The organism is Pantoea sp. JV6 (assembly GCF_025910055.1).
Taxonomy (GTDB): Bacteria; Pseudomonadota; Gammaproteobacteria; order Enterobacterales; family Enterobacteriaceae; genus Pantoea; species Pantoea agglomerans.
The window spans coordinates 74,335-94,418 of sequence record NZ_JAPCIM010000004.1 but is presented as its reverse complement, the minus strand read 5'-3'; the positions used below and the strand labels follow the sequence as shown (position 1 = coordinate 94,418).

17 protein-coding genes are annotated in these 20,084 nt (G+C 54.7%); 6 read left to right on the top strand and 11 right to left on the bottom strand.

What is annotated here, in order from left to right:
* The first annotated feature begins 39 nt into the window (after positions 1-39).
* The 4 genes from OK412_RS07135 to pdeR all read left to right on the top strand — a co-directional run bounded on the left by OK412_RS07135 (position 40) and on the right by pdeR (position 6,673).
* The gene (locus OK412_RS07135) at positions 40-1,974 is read left to right on the top strand and encodes an exoribonuclease II (protein WP_264352921.1); all 1,935 of its coding nucleotides are present in this window, start codon (positions 40-42) and stop codon (positions 1,972-1,974) included.
* 201 nt (positions 1,975-2,175) lie between these two features.
* Positions 2,176-4,245, top strand: a complete 2,070-nt coding sequence (locus OK412_RS07130) for a carbon starvation CstA family protein (RefSeq protein ID WP_010244523.1) — start codon at positions 2,176-2,178, stop codon at positions 4,243-4,245.
* A complete protein-coding gene (locus OK412_RS07125) occupies positions 4,238-4,528 on the top strand; it encodes a YbdD/YjiX family protein (RefSeq protein WP_167432872.1) in 291 nt (96 codons plus the stop codon). The genes OK412_RS07130 and OK412_RS07125 overlap by 8 nt, the downstream gene beginning before the upstream one ends.
* A 159-nt stretch (positions 4,529-4,687) precedes the next feature.
* Positions 4,688-6,673, top strand: coding sequence for a cyclic di-GMP phosphodiesterase (gene pdeR, locus OK412_RS07120; RefSeq protein ID WP_010244518.1), 1,986 nt, complete (start codon positions 4,688-4,690; stop codon positions 6,671-6,673).
* A gap of 12 nt (positions 6,674-6,685) precedes the next feature.
* Here the strand turns inward: pdeR and OK412_RS07115 are convergent, their stop codons facing one another.
* The 3 genes from OK412_RS07115 to araD all read right to left on the bottom strand — a co-directional run bounded on the left by OK412_RS07115 (position 6,686) and on the right by araD (position 9,597).
* Entirely contained in the window at positions 6,686-7,552 is an 867-nt protein-coding gene (locus OK412_RS07115) for a crotonase/enoyl-CoA hydratase family protein (protein ID WP_003853843.1), read from the bottom strand.
* Positions 7,553-7,696: 144 nt separating this feature from the next.
* Positions 7,697-8,680, bottom strand: coding sequence for a 2-keto-3-deoxygluconate transporter (gene kdgT / locus OK412_RS07110; RefSeq protein WP_010244511.1), 984 nt, complete (start codon positions 8,678-8,680; stop codon positions 7,697-7,699).
* Between the two features lie 218 nt (positions 8,681-8,898).
* Entirely contained in the window at positions 8,899-9,597 is a 699-nt protein-coding gene (gene araD / locus OK412_RS07105) for an L-ribulose-5-phosphate 4-epimerase (RefSeq protein WP_264352920.1), read from the bottom strand.
* Between the two features lie 347 nt (positions 9,598-9,944).
* Here araD and osmB point away from each other — a divergent pair, with 347 nt between their 5' ends.
* Positions 9,945-10,160 carry an osmotically-inducible lipoprotein OsmB gene (gene osmB / locus OK412_RS07100; RefSeq protein WP_159226464.1) on the top strand — a complete coding sequence of 72 codons (216 nt, stop codon included), beginning with the start codon at positions 9,945-9,947 and terminating at the stop codon, positions 10,158-10,160.
* A 77-nt stretch (positions 10,161-10,237) separates the two neighbouring features.
* Here the strand turns inward: osmB and yciH are convergent, their stop codons facing one another.
* The 5 genes from yciH to pgpB form a co-directional block, all read right to left on the bottom strand.
* Positions 10,238-10,561 carry a stress response translation initiation inhibitor YciH gene (gene yciH / locus OK412_RS07095; protein WP_022625581.1) on the bottom strand — a complete coding sequence of 108 codons (324 nt, stop codon included), beginning with the start codon at positions 10,559-10,561 and terminating at the stop codon, positions 10,238-10,240.
* Entirely contained in the window at positions 10,561-11,280 is a 720-nt protein-coding gene (gene pyrF, locus OK412_RS07090; RefSeq protein WP_022625580.1) for an orotidine-5'-phosphate decarboxylase, read from the bottom strand. The genes yciH and pyrF overlap by 1 nt, the downstream gene beginning before the upstream one ends.
* A 198-nt stretch (positions 11,281-11,478) precedes the next feature.
* Complete coding sequence (lapB, locus tag OK412_RS07085) at positions 11,479-12,648, bottom strand: lipopolysaccharide assembly protein LapB (protein WP_010244490.1); 1,170 nt, start codon at positions 12,646-12,648, stop codon at positions 11,479-11,481.
* 6 nt (positions 12,649-12,654) lie between these two features.
* A complete protein-coding gene (locus OK412_RS07080; protein ID WP_010670247.1) occupies positions 12,655-12,963 on the bottom strand; it encodes a LapA family protein in 309 nt (102 codons plus the stop codon).
* Between the two features lie 134 nt (positions 12,964-13,097).
* Positions 13,098-13,856, bottom strand: a complete 759-nt coding sequence (pgpB, locus tag OK412_RS07075; protein ID WP_033769163.1) for a phosphatidylglycerophosphatase B — start codon at positions 13,854-13,856, stop codon at positions 13,098-13,100.
* A 227-nt stretch (positions 13,857-14,083) separates the two neighbouring features.
* Here pgpB and ribA point away from each other — a divergent pair, with 227 nt between their 5' ends.
* A complete protein-coding gene (ribA, locus tag OK412_RS07070) occupies positions 14,084-14,677 on the top strand; it encodes a GTP cyclohydrolase II (protein ID WP_010244482.1) in 594 nt (197 codons plus the stop codon).
* A gap of 343 nt (positions 14,678-15,020) precedes the next feature.
* On the opposite strand, the gene acnA is transcribed toward ribA, so the two are convergent.
* The 3 genes from acnA to cysB form a co-directional block, all read right to left on the bottom strand.
* A complete protein-coding gene (gene acnA / locus OK412_RS07065) occupies positions 15,021-17,702 on the bottom strand; it encodes an aconitate hydratase AcnA (RefSeq protein WP_089414143.1) in 2,682 nt (893 codons plus the stop codon).
* A 601-nt stretch (positions 17,703-18,303) separates the two neighbouring features.
* On the bottom strand, positions 18,304-18,462 hold the full coding sequence (locus OK412_RS07060) for a YmiA family putative membrane protein (RefSeq protein ID WP_071778593.1): 159 nt from the start codon (positions 18,460-18,462) through the stop codon (positions 18,304-18,306).
* A gap of 496 nt (positions 18,463-18,958) precedes the next feature.
* Positions 18,959-19,933, bottom strand: coding sequence for an HTH-type transcriptional regulator CysB (gene cysB, locus OK412_RS07055; protein WP_003853865.1), 975 nt, complete (start codon positions 19,931-19,933; stop codon positions 18,959-18,961).
* Positions 19,934-20,084 lie beyond the last annotated feature (151 nt).

Sequence of the window (20,084 nt, the reverse complement as noted above, 5' to 3'; positions counted from 1 at the left end):
AAACTGTCAGCCGCAATCAGCCAACGAAACGTAAAAATTATGTTCCAGGATAACCCGCTGCTCGCGCAGCTGAAACAGAAGCTCCATTCGCAAACGCCTCGTGCTGAAGGCGTCGTAAAAGGCACTGAAAAAGGCTTCGGCTTTCTGGAAGTCGATGCGCAAAAAAGTTACTTCATTCCGCCACCGCAGATGAAGAAAGTGATGCATGGCGATCGTATCACCGCCGTGATCCACAGCGATAAAGATCGCGAAAGCGCTGAGCCGGAAACCCTGGTTGAGCCGTTCCTGAACCGCTTTGTTGGCCGGGTACAGAAGAAAGACGATCGCCTGTCGATTGTGCCGGATCACCCCCTGCTGAAGGATGCGATCCAGTGTCGCCCTGCGCGCGATGTCAGCCATGAGTTTGAGAATGGTGACTGGGCCGTGGCGGAGATGCGTCGCCATCCGCTGAAAGGCGATCGCGGCTTTTATGCCGAACTCACCGATTTTATTGTCAAAGCTGATGACCATCTGGCGCCGTGGTGGGTGACGCTGTCGCGTCATAACCTTGAGCGTGAAGCGCCCGATGTCAGTTTTGGCGAGATGCTGGATGAAAATCTGACGCGTGAAGATCTGACCGCGCTGGATTTCGTTACCATCGACAGCGCCAGCACCCAGGATATGGATGATGCGCTCTTTGCGGAAGCCCTGGACGATGGCGCCCTGCGTCTGACCATCGCTATCGCCGACCCTACCGCCTATGTGCCGGAAGGCAGTCAGCTCGATAAGCTGGCGGCGCAGCGTGCGTTTACCAACTACCTGCCGGGCTTTAACATCCCGATGCTGCCGCGCGAACTCTCTGATGATGTCTGCTCGCTGCGTCCGAATGTGCGCCGTCCGGCCCTGGCCTGCCGCGTAACCGTGGCAGCCGATGGCAGCTTAGGTGATGACGTTGAGTTCTTTGCCGCCTGGATCGAATCCAAAGCCAAGCTGGCGTATGACGACGTCTCTGACTGGCTGGAAAACAGCGGCTCATGGCAGCCGGAAAGTGAGGCGATTGCTGAACAGATTCGCCTGCTGCATCGCCTCTGCCTGGCGCGCAGCGAGTGGCGTCAGACTCACGCGCTGGTGTTTAAAGATCGCCCGGATTACCGCTTCCTGCTGGGTGAAAAAGGTGAAGTGCTGGAGATTGTGGCTGAACCGCGCCGCATCGCTAACCGCATTGTCGAAGAGTCTATGATTCTGGCCAACGTCTGCGCGGCGAAAGTGCTGCGTGACCGTCTCGGTTTTGGTATCTACAACGTCCATGCCGGTTTCGATGCCACCAATGCTGAACAGGCCGCGGCCGTGCTGGCCAACCATGGTATTACCGTGGATGCGCAGGCGATCACCACGCTGGAAGGTTTCCGCGTGCTGCGTCGTGAGCTTGATGCCCAGCCGACCCAGTTCCTCGACAGCCGGATCCGTCGCTTCCAGACCTTCGCTGAGATCAGCACCGAGCCTGGCCCGCACTTTGGCCTGGGACTTGAGGCTTACGCCACATGGACCTCACCGATTCGTAAGTTCGGTGACATGGTCAACCATCGTCTGCTGAAAGCGATTATTCGCGGTGAGCAGATCGCTCGTCCGGATGATGCGCTGACGGTGACGATGAGTGAGCGCCGCCGCCTGAACCGCATGGCGGAACGTGATGTTGGCGACTGGCTCTACGCCCGTTATCTGGCGCCGTTTGCAGCAACCGACCGTCGCTTCAGCGCCGAGATTATCGATGTGTCACGTGGTGGCATGCGTGTTCGCCTGCTGGAGTTTGGCGCGGTCGCCTTTATCCCGGCGCCGTTCATTCACGCGGTGCGTGATGAGCTGGTCTGCAGCCAGGAAAATGGCAGCGTTCAGATCAAAGGCGAAGTGGTTTACCGTGTGACCGATGTGATTGATGTCACCATCGCCGAAGTCCGCATGGAAACCCGCAGCGTCGTGGCGCGCCCCGCCGTCTGAGTAGTGACGTACTGAGCAGTCAATCGGGCGGGATAACTCCGGTTATCCCGTCTGTTTCCACCCCGCCCGCATTGCAAAAAAGTTAAATTTGTACCCCGCTTCACACTTCTCCACTGATTAACTTTCACTTACATTCCATTACATTAAGTTTGACTCGTTGTTTTCGATCGCTTTCCTCTCGGTCCTCACAAGGAGTTAGTCATGAAAAACGTCAAAACCAGTGCGATCTGGTTAGTGGTGGCGTTAATCGGCGCGGGCGCTTTCGCCATGCTGGCCCTCAGCCGCGGCGAACACGTCAACGCAGTCTGGCTGGTGATAGCCGCTGTCGCCTGTTACAGCATCGCTTATCGCTTCTACAGCCTGTTTATCGCCCGCAATATTTTCGAACTGGACGACCGCCGGATGACGCCTGCCGAGCGGCTGAGCGACGGGCTCGATTATGTCCCGACCAATAAATGGGTGCTGTTTGGTCACCACTTTGCGGCTATTGCCGGTGCCGGCCCGCTGGTGGGTCCGATTCTGGCGGCGCAGATGGGCTTTCTGCCTGGCACCATCTGGATCCTGGTCGGGGTGATGCTGGCAGGTGCGGTACAGGATTTCCTGATACTGTTTATCTCAACCCGTCGTGATGGCCGTTCACTGGGCGAGATGGCACGACAGGAGCTGGGTGCGTTTGCCGGTGTGGTGACCATGCTCGGCGCGCTGGGCGTCATGATCATTATTCTGTCGGCGCTGGCGCTGGTGGTGGTCAAGGCGCTGGCGAACAGTCCGTGGGGACTGTTTACCATCGCGGCCACCATTCCGATTGCGCTGTTTATGGGCGTCTACATGCGCTTTATCCGGCCCGGTAAAATCGCCGAAGTTTCACTGATTGGCTTTGTGCTGATGATGGCGGCGATTATCTATGGTGGTGACGTAGCCCAGCATCCTTACTGGGGGCCCTTCTTTACCCTGAAAGGCACCTCACTGACCTGGGTGCTGGTGATCTACGGCTTTATTGCCTCCGTGCTGCCGGTCTGGCTGCTGCTGGCTCCGCGTGACTACCTTTCGACCTTTCTTAAAATCGGCGTGATTGTCGGGCTGGCGGTGGGGATTGTCTTTGCCATGCCAGAGATGAAAATGCCGGCGGTCACCAAATTTATCGACGGTACCGGCCCGGTCTTCTCCGGCGCGATGTTCCCGTTCCTGTTTATTACGATTGCCTGCGGCGCCATCTCCGGCTTCCATGCGCTGGTCTCCAGCGGCACCACGCCAAAACTGGTGGAGCGGGAAAGTCATATCCGCTTTATTGGCTATGGCGCGATGCTGATGGAATCCTTTGTGGCGATCATGGCGCTGATTTGTGCCTCGGTACTCGATCCGGGCGTCTACTTTGCCATGAACTCCCCGGCTGCGCTGATTGGTACCACCGTTGAAAGCGCCTCTCAGGTGATCAACGGCTGGGGCTTTGTCGTCACGCCGGAAATGCTGAGCGGCATCGCCCGTGACGTGGGTGAAGGCTCGATCCTGTCCCGCGCAGGCGGCGCGCCAACCTTCGCGGTGGGAATGGCCCACATCATTACCGAGATCTTTAACAGCCGGGCGATGATGGCGTTCTGGTATCACTTCGCCATCCTGTTTGAAGCGCTGTTCATTCTGACGGCGGTCGATGCCGGTACCCGCGCCTGCCGCTTTATGGTGCAGGATCTGGCAGGCACCGTGGTGCCTTCTATGGCGAATAACCGCTCCTGGCTGGGCAATATGGCCGGCACGACCGTGGCGGTCGCGGGCTGGGGCTTCTTTGTCTATCAGGGCGTGGTCGATCCGCTCGGCGGCATTAACACTCTGTGGCCGCTGTTTGGTATCGGCAATCAGATGCTGGCGTCCATGGCGCTGATCCTCGGCACCGTGGTGCTGTTCAAAATGAAAAAGCAGCGTTACGCCTGGGTGACTATCCTGCCAACTGTCTGGCTGTTTATCACCTCGATGACTGCCGGCTGGCAGAAAATCTTCCATGAAAAACCGTCGATTGGCTTCCTGGCGCAGGCGAATAAGTTCCGCAAAGGGCTGGATGAAGGCGTGATCATCGCCCCGGCAAAAAGCGTGGCGGATATGCAGACCATCGTCTTCAGCAATCAGATTAACGCGGCCCTGTGCGCCTTCTTTATGCTGGTGGCGGTCACGATGCTGATCTCTGCGTTCTTTGTCATTCGCCGGGCGCTGCGCAGCGATCTTCCTACTACGCATGAGTCCGTTGTGACGCTGCGCAACAAGGAGGTGCGTCATGTCTGATGCTATTCATCAGTCCCGGCGTCCGCAGGGAGAGTGGCAGATTATCCGCTGCCAGCCTGCCGCCTCCCCACAGCCACAGACATTCAGCTGGCGTGGATTCTGGCGCGGCCTGCAACAATGTTTTCGCTTAATGGTCGGGGTGCAGGATTATCAAAAATATCTGCAGCATATGCGACTCCATCATCCCGATCAGCCGCCGATGAATGAGCGCGATTTCCACCGTTACTGTCTGGATGCCCGCTTCCCCAGCCAGGCAGGCAAACTGGGTAAATGTCCCTGCTGACCGCACTAAACAGCCCCGCAATGTCGGGGCTTTTTTGTGCCATTCTTATCTGGATGGGAAAATATATTCGGTTTGCATCTTGTGCTGGCGTCAGATGATGAATACTGTTGCTAAAATAATGAGATAACGCCTGCAGAGCACTTCCCGGAGGAAGTTTCCATGACCGATGAACAAGGGCAAACGTTGTTGTACACCCTTTTCGGTACAACCAGCCCTCATTGGCGTCTGACCGCGGACAGCGATGCGTTGCATTTTGCCGAAGATGAGTCGTCACAAACTAATATCGCCCTGCCGTTGACCCCTGGCCAGGCAGCCATGATACGCGCGATGCCGGTCATCACTTCAAGCATCAATCTGACTATGACGCTGCAGGGCATTGATGTTCCGATGCATTTTGTCGGACGCAAAGTGAACCAGGCGACCTGGGCAGGAACCGCTTCTGCCTGGGGCGATACCTCAGCGGTCGCCCGCGACTTAACCCTGGGTCTTTCATTCGCCGAACAGGTGGTTTCTGAAGCCAACTCGGTGATTGTGATCCTCGATCAGCGCGGCAATATTCAGCGTTTTAACCGTCTTAGTGAAGAATACACCGGTCTGAATGAGCATGAGGTTATCGGCCGTAACGTCTTTCAGCTCTTTATGACCAAACAGGAGGCCTCTCAGTCACGACGCAACATTGCGGGCTTCTTCCGTGACGGTAACTCCTATGAGGTGGAGCGCTGGGTTAAAACCAAAAAAGGTCAGCGACTGTTTCTGTTTCGTAATAAGTTTGTTCACAGCGGCAGTGGCAAAAATGAAATTTTCCTCATCTGTTCTGGCACCGACATAACCGAGGAGCGACGCGCCCAGGAACGCCTCCGGGTGCTGGCAAACACCGATACGGTGACCGGTTTGCCTAATCGCAACGCAATTCATCAACAGATTAGCCTGGCGCTGGAGCGATCTGAGCGCGATGAGACCGGCGTGGTCTACCTCGATCTCGATAATTTCAAAAAAGTGAACGACGCCTACGGTCATATGTTCGGCGATCAGTTACTGCAGGCGGTTTCACTGGCGATTCTTAGCTGTCTGGGTAAAGACCAGACTCTGGGCCGGCTGGGTGGCGATGAGTTTGTGGTGCTGGCTGAGCACACCAGCCAGGCTGCGCTGGAGGCGATGTCCTCACGCATTCTTGAGCGCCTGCGTCAGCCTTTCCGTATCGGACTGATCGAAGTGTACAGCGGTTGCTCTATCGGGATCGCGTTCGCGCCGCTGCATGGTGAAGATCGCGAGAGCCTTATTCGTAATGCTGACACCGCGATGTATCACGCCAAAGAGAACGGTCGTGGCAAGTTCTGTGTCTTCGCGGCAGAGATGAACCAGCGGGTCTTTGAGTACCTGTGGCTGGACACCAATCTGCGTAAGGCGCTGGAGCTGGATCACCTGCTGGTGCATTACCAGCCGAAAATCGACAGTGATGGTGAAGTCCGCAGCGCCGAAGCGCTGGTACGCTGGAACTCACCCGAGCGCGGCCTGGTCTCCCCTGCTGATTTCATTCCCTACGCCGAAGAGTCGGGACTGATTGTGCCGCTGGGACGCTGGGTCATGCTCAATGTGCTGAAACAGATTATCGTCTGGCGACAGCAGGGCATTTTTCTGCGCGTCGCCGTCAACGTGTCGGCACGTCAGCTGATTGATCAAAGCATCTATACTGACCTGAAACAGGCACTGCATGAGGCGAATATCACCGACTGTCCTATCGATATTGAGCTCACAGAAAGCTGCCTGATTGAGAATGAAGCTGAAGCCCTGCGGCTGATGAAGCAGTTTCAGGAGCTGGGCGCACAGGTTCATCTGGATGACTTCGGCACCGGTTACTCATCGCTTTCTCAGCTCGCACGTGTGCCGATCAATGCCATCAAGCTCGACCAAAGCTTTATCCGCGATATTAATAAACAGCCCGTCTCACAATCGCTGGTACGAGCTATCGTCGCCGTCGCCAAGGCGCTCGATTTGCAGGTGATTGCAGAGGGTATTGAGACCCCGGATGAAGAGAAGTTTGTCCTTAACAGTGGTGTCGATGGGCGTCAGGGCTACTACTACGCAAAACCAATGCCCGCGGAACAGTTTGGGCATTGGCTGGCTAAGCATCCTGCCCGCGTTTAACGCTAATTCAGATTAACCCGCTTTACGCAGTGATGCGCTGTGGCGGTTTTGTAACTGAACCAGGCGTTCCATGTAAGCAATGTCTTTAGGTTCGATGGTAAAGGCGTAATCGACCCAATCTTCGGTAATATCCATCAGCTCAGCGCGTGACAATTGCAGCACGCGCTGACGCGCTTTCAGCATAGCCCGCACGCCATTGAGTTTAGGACGTAACGTATCGATAAAGGTGCGGGTGGCGCGGTAGCTATCGCCAGGCTGGAAGACTTTATCCACCAGTCCGCGCGTTTCATACCACTCTGCGCTGTGGGACTCCCCTTCACAAATTAACTCCTCTGCCAGTTTCATGCCGGAACGACGCGCGACCAGTGAGTAGCCGCCCATGCCGGGAAAGAGGTTAAAAGCAATTTCCGGAAAGCCCATCCGCGCGTTGTTCTGCGCCAGAATGAAGTGATGTGCCAGCGCCGCTTCGAATCCGCCGCCTAACGCACTGCCCTCAATCATCGCCAGCGTCACCGCGCCGGTATCAAACCCCCGTGCTGCCGAATGGATGCAGTCAACGCAGGCACGGGCATAGGCCCGCAGCGCCTCACGGCGGTTATTGCGAATGCACTCGACAAAGAAGCGCAGATCGCCACCGGCGTTGAACATCTGTGGCACCAGAGAGCCGGTAACCCAGAAGTCGATCGGCAGACCGGAACGCTGAGCGGCATAGCTCAGATTCATGATCTCCTCAATCAGTTCATGGTTGAAGCTCGGACGGGGCTGTGCACGCAACATCATCCACATAGTACGACGCCCTTCTTCGTAATAGGCGACTAACTGCGTGGTGTTGCCGACTTCGGTAAATAATCTGCACGTTGCTTGGTTAATAACTGTCATTGTCTCATCCTCTGTTTATATTTGATGCGTTAAATACGCCACATCAGCGTAATGCAGAGTGAGGCCAGACCAAATGAGAGATTGATTTACAACACAAAATCCAGAGAGATCCCCGACTCGCGCGTCGGGGATTGATTAGGCGGGTTACTTAATAGCGGCACGCTGCTCCACGGCAACATGAAGACGCTTAACACGTTTTGAATAGATGGCCGTGATGATCGGCACCAGCACGGAGGTCACAATCACGGACGTTGCCACCAGCGCCGTGGCAGCAGGGGCAATCGGTTTAAACTGCGGCAGCATCTCGGCAATCAGCACCGGTGTCGCCACCGCTGCGCCTGCCGTACTGGATGCAGCTATGCCAGCCGTGCCATCCCCGCCCCCAATCAGCCGATCAGTCAGAATGAGTGGGATACCGGTAATGATGATCACCGACACGCCCAGCATGATGCCCAGCAGTCCGGTTTCCGCAATGACACCCAGGTTAATGGTGTTACCCAGAGCAAAGGCGAAGAAAGGAATCAGCGTATGGACCGCTTTTCCGAAGAAGTCGCGCAGCTCCGGATCAAGATTCCCTAATGCAAACCCCACAATAAACGGCAGGACCGCCCCCACAAACACGTGCGGCTCGAATGAGGCGATGCCGGCGGTGCCCAGGATAACCATGGTCATTAATGGCCCGGACTCCAGAGACATCAGCACAAACGCACCGGCCTCCTCTTTGGAACCATATTGCTGCATGATCGAGGCATAAAGGCCGCCATTGGTCATATCCATGGCAGCCACCAGCGCCAGCGTCGATAACCCGGCAAACATCCCTACTTCTACGCCATTCTCCGGCATCACCCGAGAGGCGATGGCAGCTACAACCCAGGCGACGGCAATCTTGGTAAGCACCAGCGTGCCCGATTTACGCAGTACCGTCCCGGTGGCGCTGAGTTTAATCGACGCGCCCATACAGAAAAACCAGACGGCCAGAATGGGTACCGTGCCGGTCATCAGGCCGTTGGTGAAAGAACCGAAATATTTCCCGGCGCCTGGAGAAAACGTATGACAGAGTGCGCCGATAAAGAGCGGAATGAGCATCATACCGCCCGGAATTTTGTCTATTGCACGTTTGATATGCATATGGATGTCACCTTTGCTATGCCAGAGGGTGGAGCAGGAAGTGCCCGAAGGCGATGCAAGCAAAGTAGTGACTTGAGGTAATCAAAACAGTGATCGCCTCGATAAAATGAAACGCTGTTTTATTTTTAATGACCTGTTGTTTTGATAACTATGATGGAGATCGCCATACCAGTCTCAGATGAGACTAAAAAAAACGGGACGCCGTGGCGTCCCGCTCGCTATTTTTGCCCGTACCAGGCGTTCTCGCCATGCTTTCGCAGGTAGTGCAGGTCAAGCAGCGTCTGGTTAATCGGCGGCAGATTAGCGGTCAGCTGCTGGCTGAACAGGCCCATATACGCCACCTCCTCCAGCACAACCGCGCTGTGTATCGCAGCATGAGCGTCTTTCCCCCAGGCAAACGGGCCATGAGAGTTGACCAGTACCGCCGGGATCGCCGAAGGAGACAACCCACGTTGCGCAAAAGTCTCGATAATCACCTCACCGGTGTTCCACTCGTAGTCGTGCTGAATCTCTTCATTGCGCATCGACCGGGTACAGGGGATCTCACCATAGAAGTCATCGGCGTGGGTGGTTCCCCAGGCAGGAATCGGTCGTCCTGCCTGGGCCCAGATGGTCGCATGCCGCGAATGGGTATGGACAATGCCACCCACCTCCGGCCAGGCGAGGTAAAGCGCGCGGTGTGTCGCCGTGTCCGAGGAGGGGCGTTTATCCCCTTCCACCACGTCGCCACTCGCCAGATCGACCACGACCATGTCGTCGCGCTTCATCACTTCATAGCGCACGCCGGAAGGTTTAATCACCAGCAAACCCTGTTCGCGATCAACAGCGCTGACATTGCCCCAGGTGAAGGTCACCAGGTTGTATTTGGGTAGATCCAGATTCGCTTCCAGAACCTGTTGTTTCAGGTGTTCCAGCATCTATTTTCTCCTGCTGACAATCGTCCCTGAATTTTGCGGAGTCGGACGCGAAAGAGTTATGGAGCAAATGGCTATAAACGCAGAAGGAATGGCTGTGAATGCAAAAATGTGTCGTGATTTCAGAATTTTCTATCTTCGGAATTTAACCAGAACGCTTAGAATCCTCTCAGGCAATGCGTGGCCCTGTCGGGTTTGCATTGCGACTCTCCCGCTACAAACGGTTTGTCCATGGTGATCACATTTCCATGCCGACACGGATGCGGCAATGATGCGACACAAGCGGGCTGAGGAAATATCGGAGCTATACTAAGAGTGTTGCCTCTGTGAGCACATCAAAGGAGAAGTGTATGACAACAACAATGAAACGAATCACTGCCATTGTACTGGCAACCACGTTAGCTGTTGCACTGAGCGGCTGTTCTAACTGGTCTAAACGTGACCGCAACACCGCTATTGGCGCGGGCGCGGGTGCGATTGGGGGTTCAGTATTGACTAATGGTAGCGCACTCGGCACAGTCGGTGGCGCCGCTGTCGGTGGTATTATCGGTCATCAGGTCCACTAAAGACCTTATTAAAAGAATAATCGGCTACGCTAAGCATCTACACAACAATCGGGCTACTTCGGTAGCCCGATTTTTTTTCAGCCACCCGCCAGTTTGACCTTCATGCCTTTGGCTTCCAGCAGGCTTTTCAGTAAATCGCGCTTATCCCCCTGAATCTCGATAACGCCCTCTTTCACCGAACCCCCGCAGCCGCACTTCTTTTTGAGTTCGGCCGCCAGCAGCGTCAATGCCGCGTCGTCCAGGTCGATACCGGTAATCAGGCAGACGCCTTTTCCCTTGCGACCACTGGTCTGACGCTGGATGCGCACAATGCCATCCCCTTTTGGCCGCTCCGTCGCTGGCTCCGGCTGGGTAATGCGGCCGCTGTCGGTTGAGTAAACCAGTGGATTATCCTTCGCCATTATTGTGTCTCCAGACTGTGCAGGATCGCCTGCAGGGTGGCGGCAGGATCGGCGGATTGGGTGATCGGACGCCCGATAACCATATAGTCCACGCCCGCCTGCTTCGCCTGCTCAGGTGTCATGATGCGACGCTGATCGCCTGCATCACTGCCTGCCGGGCGAATCCCCGGCGTAACCAGCGCAAACTCCTGACCTAAAACCTGTTTGAAGCGGACAGCCTCATGGGCGGAACAGACCACACCATCCAACCCGCACGACAGTGTCAGCTTCGCCAGTCGCTCTGCCTGTTCGGCAGGAGAAAGCGTAATGCCCAGCCCTTTGAGATCCTCTGCATCCATACTGGTCAGTACAGTCACCGCAATAAGCAGGGGCGCCTCTTTACCAAAGGGAAGCAGCGCTTCACGCGCCGCGTTCATCATCCGAGCCCCACCACTGGCATGGACGTTGACCATCCAGACCCCGAGATCGGCAGCGGCCGCCACGGCATGAGCGGTGGTGTTGGGAATATCGTGGAATTTAAGATCGAGGAAGATTTCAAAGCCGCGCTGCTGCAGAGTGTTAACCAGCGAGGGGCCAAATAGCGTAAACATCTCTTTGCCTACTTTAAGGCGGCAACTGCGGGGATCGATCTGGTCGACGAAACGCAGTGCGCTGTCGAGGTCATGATAATCCAGCGCTACCAGAATCGGCGAAGCGGTCACGTTGTGGGGTGAAGGCATGGCATTTCCTCTGCAACAGGCGCCCGCAGGCGCAATAGACAAACGGCAAGCATTCTACCTGCGGTGTCTGACCATCACAATCGCCATTGCCCTCCTGCCTGGCAAATTATGCACTGCCGCTGAGGGCTGTAAGCTAACCTGCTCTCTAGTATGTTGTAACTATAATGGGCTATTAACAGTGCAGCTGTAACGGCCGGTTTACTGGCCGTCGAGGCCACGGATGGGCTTAACTGAAGACCAGGTGCGGCAGGATGGGCAGTGCCAGTAGAGTGCGTGGGCGGTAAAGCCACACTTCTGGCAGCGATAGCGCGGCTTGGTGCGGATCTGTTCGCCAACCATGTCGCGCAACACCATCAGGCTCTCTTTCGCGCGGCCATCTTCCGCCTCATGCAGGTTTAAATCCATCAGGCGGTGGAACACCCGCATGGTAGGATGACGCTGCAGCTGACGGCTGATGTAATTCTGGGCCGCTTCGGGCCCCTGCTGCTGCTCAAGGATGTCAGACAGATAGAGCTCCGCAGCCGCGCCGGTGTTCTCTTCAACACAGCGATGAAGAAACTCTGACCAGGCGTCGGGCTGATTGAGCTGCTGGAAACAGGTCTCCAGCATCCCCAGCGTTTCACTCACCAGCTCTTTATCCTGGTCCAGCACCCGCTGCAGATGGCCCACCGCTTTAGCGTAATCGCCTTTTTCCATCAGGATACGGCCCATCATGATCGAGATACGTGCGCTGTTGCGATCGGCCGACTCCCCTTTCTTAAGCAGGCTCATGGCACGATCGAGATCGTCGCTGCTCATCGCCTGCAGAGCCAGCTCGCAGTAGAAGTGGGCTATTTCGCCTTTCTGCTTCTCTTTGCCAAGCTTAACCAGCCGCTCTGCGACTTCAATCGCCTGCTGCCAGTCGCTGGTTGCCTGGTGGATCAGCAGCAGTTGCTGCAGCGCACCCACCCGAAAGTCAGTTTCATCGGTGAGCTGCTTAAACATGTCTTCCGCGCGGTCATATAAGCCCGCCGCCATATAGTCGCGGCCCAGTTGCTGTACGGCGAGCAGTCGCTGCTCATAGCTCAGGGAGGCGCTTTCCATTAAAGCCTGATGGATGCGGATGGCGCGGTCGACTTCCCCGCGCGAACGGAACAGATTGCCCAGCGTCAGGTGTGCTTCAACCGTGCCGCTGTCCTCTTTCAGCATCTCAAGGAAGAGGTCGACCGCTTTGTCCTGCTGATTGGAGAGCAGGAAGTTTACGCCAGCGACATATTCACGTGACAGTCGGTTGGCTTCCTGTTGCTTATCCTGATGCGCGCTGCGACGGCCCATATACCAGCCATACGCTGCCGCCACCGGCAGTAACAGAAACAGCAATTCATGCATCAGGGATTATTCCCGGCCAGCCGGAGAAGATGGCGTGGTCGCCAGGGTAGTACTCTGCTCGATTTGGGTCTGCATACGCTTAATTTTCCGGTTGGCATTCGCCAGGGAGACGCGGGTCCGTAACCAGAACAGACCGCAGATGATCCAGCCAAGCACGAAACCTGCGCCAAACAGGGATGCCAGTAAGGTCGAGATGCTGAACTCACCCTGCGCCAGCAGATAGTTAAATGTAATGACCTGATCGTTATGCGCACCCAGGGTGACGGAAATAATGAAAATGACCAGTACCACTAAAAAAATCAGCAAATATTTCACAGTGCATCCTGTTGTGAGGTTGTCGGGTAGAATTATGCCAAAACTCCAGCAAAAATGCTGCTCCCAGCAGCATCGGGCGGGTCGCTTTTACGCAGGCCCGTCTAATAATATGGGGTCTTACGGGTGAATTACAATCAGGGCTCCCGCTGCGCCACCTCTTTTTGCTCTTCCGGCGGCAGCGTCAGCGGGCCACAGAATCGTTGCGCCAGCCAGGTGGCAATGGTGACCAGTAGCCAGGAGAGTATGGTTGCCATCGCCAGATCCCGTGGCCAGTGCATGCCCAGCAGCAGACGACTCGCCATTACGCCGGTGGCCCACAGAAAGATCACCACCACGGTTTTATAGTGCCGACGCGGCCAGAGCAGACCCAATGCCAGCAGCGCCCAGCTGGCGGCAAACATAGTATGTCCCGACGGGAACGCGAAACCGGTTTCAAACGCCCAGTGCCGTTTCAGCCAGCCTGGGAGCTGTGTCTCATCGGCAATCAGTGAGGTTACCATCTCGCCACGCTGTTTGCGCTTCAGCTCGTAGAAGGTCTTTTCATCCAGCCCGTGATGCTGTTCCAGCCAGATCACATAGGGACGCGGCTCCTGAATCTGCTCTTTGATATAGGATTTGGTGTATTGCCCGGCCAGAATGGTGGCGTTCATGATCAGCAGCAGTAAGATAGCTGGCTTCAGCCGAAAGCGCAGGCACCAGAGCATCCAGGCACTCAGCACGACGCTGGTAACAATGCCCCAGGGGTTGGTGACGGTCTCGGTCATCCAGAAGAGACCTTTCAGCAGCGCATTGCTTTCGCCTGGTTGCCAGCGCCAGCCGCTCAGCCAGACTGCAACCGGCATGATCAGCAGCAGCAGCATTCCAAAGGTGGTACGACGTGAAATCTTAAACATCCTCTTCCCTTATCCCGGCGTCAAAAGAGAGCAATTGCATAACTTTAGCTTAAAAAAGAATAACATAACCGTTGCCGATTGGATAATTGTGCTTTATCACTGCAATTGGTATCAGAGATTACCAGCCCGCTTGCGGGTTGTGGCACAATATTGCACGTTTGTCGGGCCACACTGGCCTGTGCACTATCATGATGATAGTGCATCCTCTGAAGGTTCTGGAGAGTCACATGCAGCTTAAACGGGTGGCAGAAGCCAAACTGCCCACGCCATGGGGAGATTTCCTGATGGTTGGTTTTGAAGAACTGGCAACCGGACATGACCACGTTGCACTGGTTTTTGGCGATATTAATGATAACGAGCCGGTACTGGCGCGCGTTCACTCTGAATGCCTGACCGGCGATGCACTCTTCAGCCTGCGTTGCGACTGTGGTTTTCAGCTGGAAGCCGCTCTCAATGCCATCGCAGAAGAGGGTCGCGGCGCACTGCTCTATCACCGTCAGGAAGGCCGTAACATCGGTCTGCTGAATAAGATCCGCGCCTATGCGTTGCAGGACAAAGGGTATGACACGGTAGAAGCGAACCATCAGCTGGGCTTTGCCGCCGATGAGCGCGACTTCACGCTGTGCGCCGATATGTTCAAACTGCTGGGCGTCAATGAAGTGCGACTGCTGACCAATAACCCGCGTAAAGTGGAGATCCTCAGCGAAGCCGGTATCAACATTGTTGAACGCGTGCCGCTGGTCGTGGGACGTAATCCGAAGAATGCGCACTATCTGGATACGAAAGCGGAAAAGATGGGGCATCTGCTGCCGAAGTCATAAATAAGCTGGGATTCACTGGCATCTGACCCTTGAAGAAGCCCAATCGGAGAGAATCCTCAAGCAACGGATTAGCTCAACGCGCAGGGGGCACGGTCAGAAGAGGAAAGCGTCCCGCCGCCCGGATAAAAACGCCGGGAGCGTTTTTGAACAACGCAAAGCGTTGGCCCGGTACGGGCGCACCTCAGGGATGAGGTGCGTAATTGCGCGGGCCGGGCATGTCATGGATCACGGCTTTTGCGTCTTTCCGATCTGACCGTGTTCCGTGTGCAGCCACGGTCTCACAGCTTCTTATTACAGACGTTGTAAGCCACATAAAAAAGCCGGGTTTTCCCGGCTTTTTTTATCAGTCCAGCATATTGCGGATAACGTAGTGCAGGATGCCGTCATTGCGGTAATAGGTCAGCTCATTACCGGTATCGATGCGACAGCGAGTGTCCAGCTCTTCCTTACTGCCGTCGGCACGGGTCAGCGTCACTTTAACGCTGCAGCCAGGCGTCAGTGCCTGAAGATTTTCCACGTCAATGCGCTCCTCACCGGTCAGCCCCAGGCTTTTGCGGGTCACGCCCTGCGGAAACTCCAGTGGCAGAATGCCCATCCCAATCAGGTTTGAGCGGTGAATACGCTCAAAAGATTCCGCAATTACTACCCTGACCCCCTGCAGACGTGGTCCTTTCGCCGCCCAGTCGCGACTTGAACCAGAGCCATACTCAAGACCCGCGATGACCGCCAGCGGCACGCCTTCCGCCTGATATTTCATTGCCGCATCATAGATGGCCAGCTGTTCGCCACTTGGGTAGTGTCGGGTATAACCGCCCTCCACGCCGGGTACCATCTCATTGCGGATACGGATGTTGGCGAACGTACCGCGCATCATCACTTCATGGTTACCGCGACGCGAACCATAGGAGTTAAAGTCTGTACGCTCCACGCCGTGTGACAGCAGATACCGTCCGGCCGGACTTTCCGCTTTGATGCTGCCCGCCGGTGAAATATGGTCAGTGGTGACCGAGTCGCCCAGCATGGCGAGCACTCGCGCACCGCGAATATCCTGCACCGGCTTAGGCTCTTTCTCCATATCGTCAAAGAAAGGCGACAGACGAATATAAGTCGATCCCTCATCCCAGTCGTAAGTCGCGGCTTCACTCACCTTAATCTCCTGCCACTCTGGCGTACCGTCGAAGACTTCAGCGTACTCTTTGTGGAACATGTCGCTGGTGACCTGCTGCACGGCCGTAGCGATCTCTTCCGGTGAAGGCCAGATATCTTTCAGGTAGACCGGCTGGCCCTGACGATCGTGGCCCAGCGGCTCGGTCTGCAGGTTGATCTTCATGTTACCCGCCAGCGCATAGGCCACCACCAGCGGCGGCGACGCCAGCCAGTTGGTTTTAATCAGCGGATGAATACGGCCTTCAAAGTTGCGGTTGCCGGACAGCACAGCACCCACCGTAAGGTCGCCTGCTTTGATCGCAGACTCGATCTCATCTTTCAGCGGGCCGGAGTTACCGATACAGGTGGTGCAGCCATAACCAACCAGATTAAAGCCCAGCTCGTCGAGATAAGAGGTCAGTTGCGCGACGGCCAGGTAGTCTGAAACCACTTTAGAACCGGGTGCCAGCGAGGCTTTGACCCACGGCTGACGTTTCAGCCCCCGCTCTACCGCTTTCTTCGCCAGTAAACCGGCCGCCATTAAGACGCTGGGGTTGGAGGTGTTAGTACAGGAGGTAATCGCACTGATCACCACCGCTCCATCGGTCAGCTTATGCGTCAGCCCGGTATCACTGTCGGTATACTCAACGATTTTATGGGGTTTCTGCGCCTGATTCACTTCCAGCTCATTGCTGGCATCAAACGCGGCGGGCACATCGCCCAGCGACACCCGATCCTGCGGACGTTTTGGTCCTGCGAGACTCGATTCCACCTCATTCATATCCAGCGCCAGAGTGCTGGTAAAACGCGGCTCATCGCCAGGGTTGCGCCACAGCCCCTGCGCTTTAGCATAGGCTTCCACTAATGCTACCTGTTCGGCATCACGTCCGGTCAGGGTCATGTAGCTCAGCGTGACGTCATCAACCGGGAAGAATCCGCAGGTTGCGCCATATTCCGGTGCCATGTTGGCGATGGTCGCGCGGTCTGCCAGCGGCAGATCGGCCAGGCCATCACCGTAAAATTCAACGAATTTACCGACAACGCCGTGCTTACGCAGCATCTGGGTGACGGTTAACACGAGGTCGGTTGCCGTAATGCCGGCCCGCAATTTGCCGGTAAGTTTGAAACCCACCACATCCGGGATAAGCATTGAGACAGGCTGACCGAGCATGGCGGCTTCGGCTTCGATTCCCCCTACTCCCCATCCCAGCACGCCAAGCGCGTTGATCATGGTGGTGTGAGAGTCCGTACCGACCAGCGTATCGGGCCAGGCATACTCTTCACCATCAACGGTTTCATGCCAGATCGCCTTGCCGAGATATTCCAGGTTCACCTGATGGCAAATACCGGTGCCCGGCGGCACCACGCGGAATTTATCAAACGCCTTCTGGCCCCAGCGGAGAAAGACGTAGCGCTCATGGTTTCGCTCCATCTCCAGCCGGACGTTCTCTTCAAAGGCGTCATCATTGCCAAAATGGTCGACAGTGACCGAGTGGTCGATAACCAGATCAACCGGTGACAGCGGATTGACTTTCGCCACATCGCCGCCTAGCCGATTCACTGCTTCTCGCATCGCAGCAAGGTCGACTACCGCAGGCACGCCAGTAAAGTCCTGCATTAATACACGGGCTGGCCGGTAGGCAATTTCACGATCGGCGTGGGCATCTTTTTGCCAGTCAACCAGCGCCTGGATGTCCTCCGTCGTAACAGAGTCACCATCCTGATAGCGCAGTAAATTTTCCAGCAGGACTTTAAGGGATTTTGGCAGGCGATCGATATTGCCAAGGTGTTGAGCAGCATGGGGAAGACTGAAGATGTGATATTTTTTGGTGTCGACCTGCAGTACTTCCTGACTCTGCTCGCGTAGGGTAGACGACATAGCTCCTCCTTTCATTCATGGTCTTTAAACCTCAGAGAGACAAAGGTTTATGTTAAAGATAGACCACAATTTCGTTAACGTTTTGATTACAACACAAATTGCTACAATCGATCGCAAACGAAAATGCCCCGTGAAGTCACGAGGCATCATGAAAAGGTGATTTTAATTCAAATTACAGGGTTATCCACACCGCCGCAGACCAGAACGCAAAGGAGAATGCATACGCGCTGAGCCAGGACATTTTAATAATATTCATTTGGTTCACTCCTTCGCCGGAATCGGGCGTAAAAGTTTTTGCGGTCACCTTATAGAAAGAGGCGACACCCTTTGGTCGTACAGGATGTGGTAAGGGCATTTATAGGCCCACCGGAAATTCCGGTTTTAAAAGAACAGTGACGAAGAAATGGTCTGACAACGTTATTTGTTTTTAGGGTCCAGAAACGACTCAATAAAAAGTCTCTGGTTATCACTCAAATCCCATGAATCGGGGATAGACACTTTTTCGTCCTTTGCAAGGGGTTCTTTTCCTTTACAGGAGACCGTCTTGTGCTGACCCGAGGTCAGGGAACGTTTATGGCTGAGTGTATTTGCCCACATGGCTTTAGCCCCAGATACGCCAAATCATTAACGCGACAACTACCCAAAACAGCGCAGAGGCAGCGAATACGGTTAACCAGGCTTTGCGACGAGTGTTGCCGGTACGCTCAACCTTGGTGCTTTTTGCCGGGAAACCCGGTTGTACAGTCAGTCGTGTATTCATAGTTTTTGATAATCACTCTCAACAAAATGATTGATAACATCGATTAAGATTTAGGAGGAATCCTAAACGCGTTAAGGCCAAAAATCCAGTTATTTTTATTGAGTACAACGATTAACGGTATTAATCAATGAGCTCAGGTAACGTAAGAAATCATTAATACCGGAACTAATATTTAATTAAAAAACCCGCTAAAAAATTTGAGTTAATTTAAAAACAGATCCACTCAAAACTATAGATAACACTTAAGAACCTTATGTTTACTGGCTTCCCACGTTAGCTCTTAACTGGAGTATGGGAATATTCCTGGCAAGCCGCAAAGTGACATAGTTAAAAATGTGTTGTAATTCGCATTTAAGAAAGCCCGATGAGGAAACATGTGATCAATGTTTCATTTACAAAAAAATCATAAAAACTTTTGAGTCTCATTTGGCGCTAAAGCCTGGAGACAAAAAAGGCTGCACCAGGCAGCCTTATGTTTACGCGGGGAGGTTAAATTCTATTTAAACGGCAGTTTGATATCTTTAAACATCGCTTCAATGTCTTCATTGGAGCGCAACGCAACCGCAGTATCTACCACATCGCGCGTCAGGTGCGGTGCAAAACGTTGGATAAAATCATACATATAGCTGCGCAGGAAGGTGCTGCGGCGGAATCCAATCTTAGTGGTGCTGTTGGTAAAGATATCGGCGGCTTCAATGCGAATCAGGTCAGGATCGGCCACCGGATCTACTGCCATGCTGGCGATAACGCCAACCCCCAGACCTAAGCGGACATAAGTTTTGATTACGTCGGCGTCAGTCGCGGTAAAGACGATGCGTGGCGTTAAACCTGCACGATTGAAAGCCGTATCCAGTTCTGAACGCCCGGTAAAGCCAAAGGTGTAGGTCACAAGGGGATATTCGGCCAGCTCCTCAATGGTGACCTGCCCTTTTCCTGCCAGCGGATGATCGGCAGTCACCACAATCGCCCGATTCCAGTGGTAGCACGGCAGCATGATTAAATCGTCATAGAGATGCAGGGCTTCGGTGGCGATGGCAAAATCTGCATTACCTTTGGAGACGGCTTCGGCGATCTGAGTTGGAGAACCCTGATGCATGTGCAAAGAGACGCGAGGATAGCGCTCAATAAATCCTTTGATCACACCAGGCAGCGCGTAGCGAGCCTGGGTGTGCGTGGTTGCGACATAGAGCGAGCCTTTATCAGGCCAGGTGTGTTCACCGGCTACCGATTTAATCGCATCCACTTTGGAGAGAACTTCTCGCGCTATACGGATGATCTCTTCCCCTGCAGGCGTGACCTGGGTGAGATGTTTACCGCTGCGGGCAAAGATTTGCACGCCCAGTTCATCTTCCAGCATACGCACCTGTTTACTGATGCCGGGTTGAGAGGTGTAGAGACCTTCCGCCGTCGAAGAGACGTTGAGATTGTGATTGACCACTTCAACGATATAGCGCAACTGCTGTAATTTCATATCTATTCCATCCCGGTAAGTTACAGAGTCGCATCCCCGGTTGACGTATAGTCGCGAGGGTAAAGAGATGCTATGCATCAGAAAAGGTCGGAAATGCTATAACAACTATATCAGTTTAAGTGAGAGAGTAGAACGGATTGATATAAGGCTC

Bases quoted from the DNA above. Each gene is read 5' to 3' on its own strand.
- ribA (WP_010244482.1), top strand. From the start codon at position 14,084: ATGCAGCTTAAACGGGTGGCAGAAGCCAAACTGCCCACGCCATGGGGA.
- kdgT (WP_010244511.1), bottom strand. From the start codon at position 8,680: ATGCATATCAAACGTGCAATAGACAAAATTCCGGGCGGTATGATGCTC.
- cysB (WP_003853865.1), bottom strand. From the start codon at position 19,933: ATGAAATTACAGCAGTTGCGCTATATCGTTGAAGTGGTCAATCACAAT.
- OK412_RS07060 (WP_071778593.1), bottom strand. From the start codon at position 18,462: ATGAATACACGACTGACTGTACAACCGGGTTTCCCGGCAAAAAGCACC.
- araD (WP_264352920.1), bottom strand. From the start codon at position 9,597: ATGCTGGAACACCTGAAACAACAGGTTCTGGAAGCGAATCTGGATCTA.
- pyrF (WP_022625580.1), bottom strand. From the start codon at position 11,280: ATGCCTTCACCCCACAACGTGACCGCTTCGCCGATTCTGGTAGCGCTG.
- OK412_RS07130 (WP_010244523.1), top strand. From the start codon at position 2,176: ATGAAAAACGTCAAAACCAGTGCGATCTGGTTAGTGGTGGCGTTAATC.
- pdeR (WP_010244518.1), top strand. From the start codon at position 4,688: ATGACCGATGAACAAGGGCAAACGTTGTTGTACACCCTTTTCGGTACA.
- pgpB (WP_033769163.1), bottom strand. From the start codon at position 13,856: ATGTTTAAGATTTCACGTCGTACCACCTTTGGAATGCTGCTGCTGCTG.
- OK412_RS07115 (WP_003853843.1), bottom strand. From the start codon at position 7,552: ATGACAGTTATTAACCAAGCAACGTGCAGATTATTTACCGAAGTCGGC.
- acnA (WP_089414143.1), bottom strand. From the start codon at position 17,702: ATGTCGTCTACCCTACGCGAGCAGAGTCAGGAAGTACTGCAGGTCGAC.
- OK412_RS07135 (WP_264352921.1), top strand. From the start codon at position 40: ATGTTCCAGGATAACCCGCTGCTCGCGCAGCTGAAACAGAAGCTCCAT.
- OK412_RS07125 (WP_167432872.1), top strand. From the start codon at position 4,238: ATGTCTGATGCTATTCATCAGTCCCGGCGTCCGCAGGGAGAGTGGCAG.
- lapB (WP_010244490.1), bottom strand. From the start codon at position 12,648: ATGCATGAATTGCTGTTTCTGTTACTGCCGGTGGCGGCAGCGTATGGC.
- osmB (WP_159226464.1), top strand. From the start codon at position 9,945: ATGACAACAACAATGAAACGAATCACTGCCATTGTACTGGCAACCACG.
- yciH (WP_022625581.1), bottom strand. From the start codon at position 10,561: ATGGCGAAGGATAATCCACTGGTTTACTCAACCGACAGCGGCCGCATT.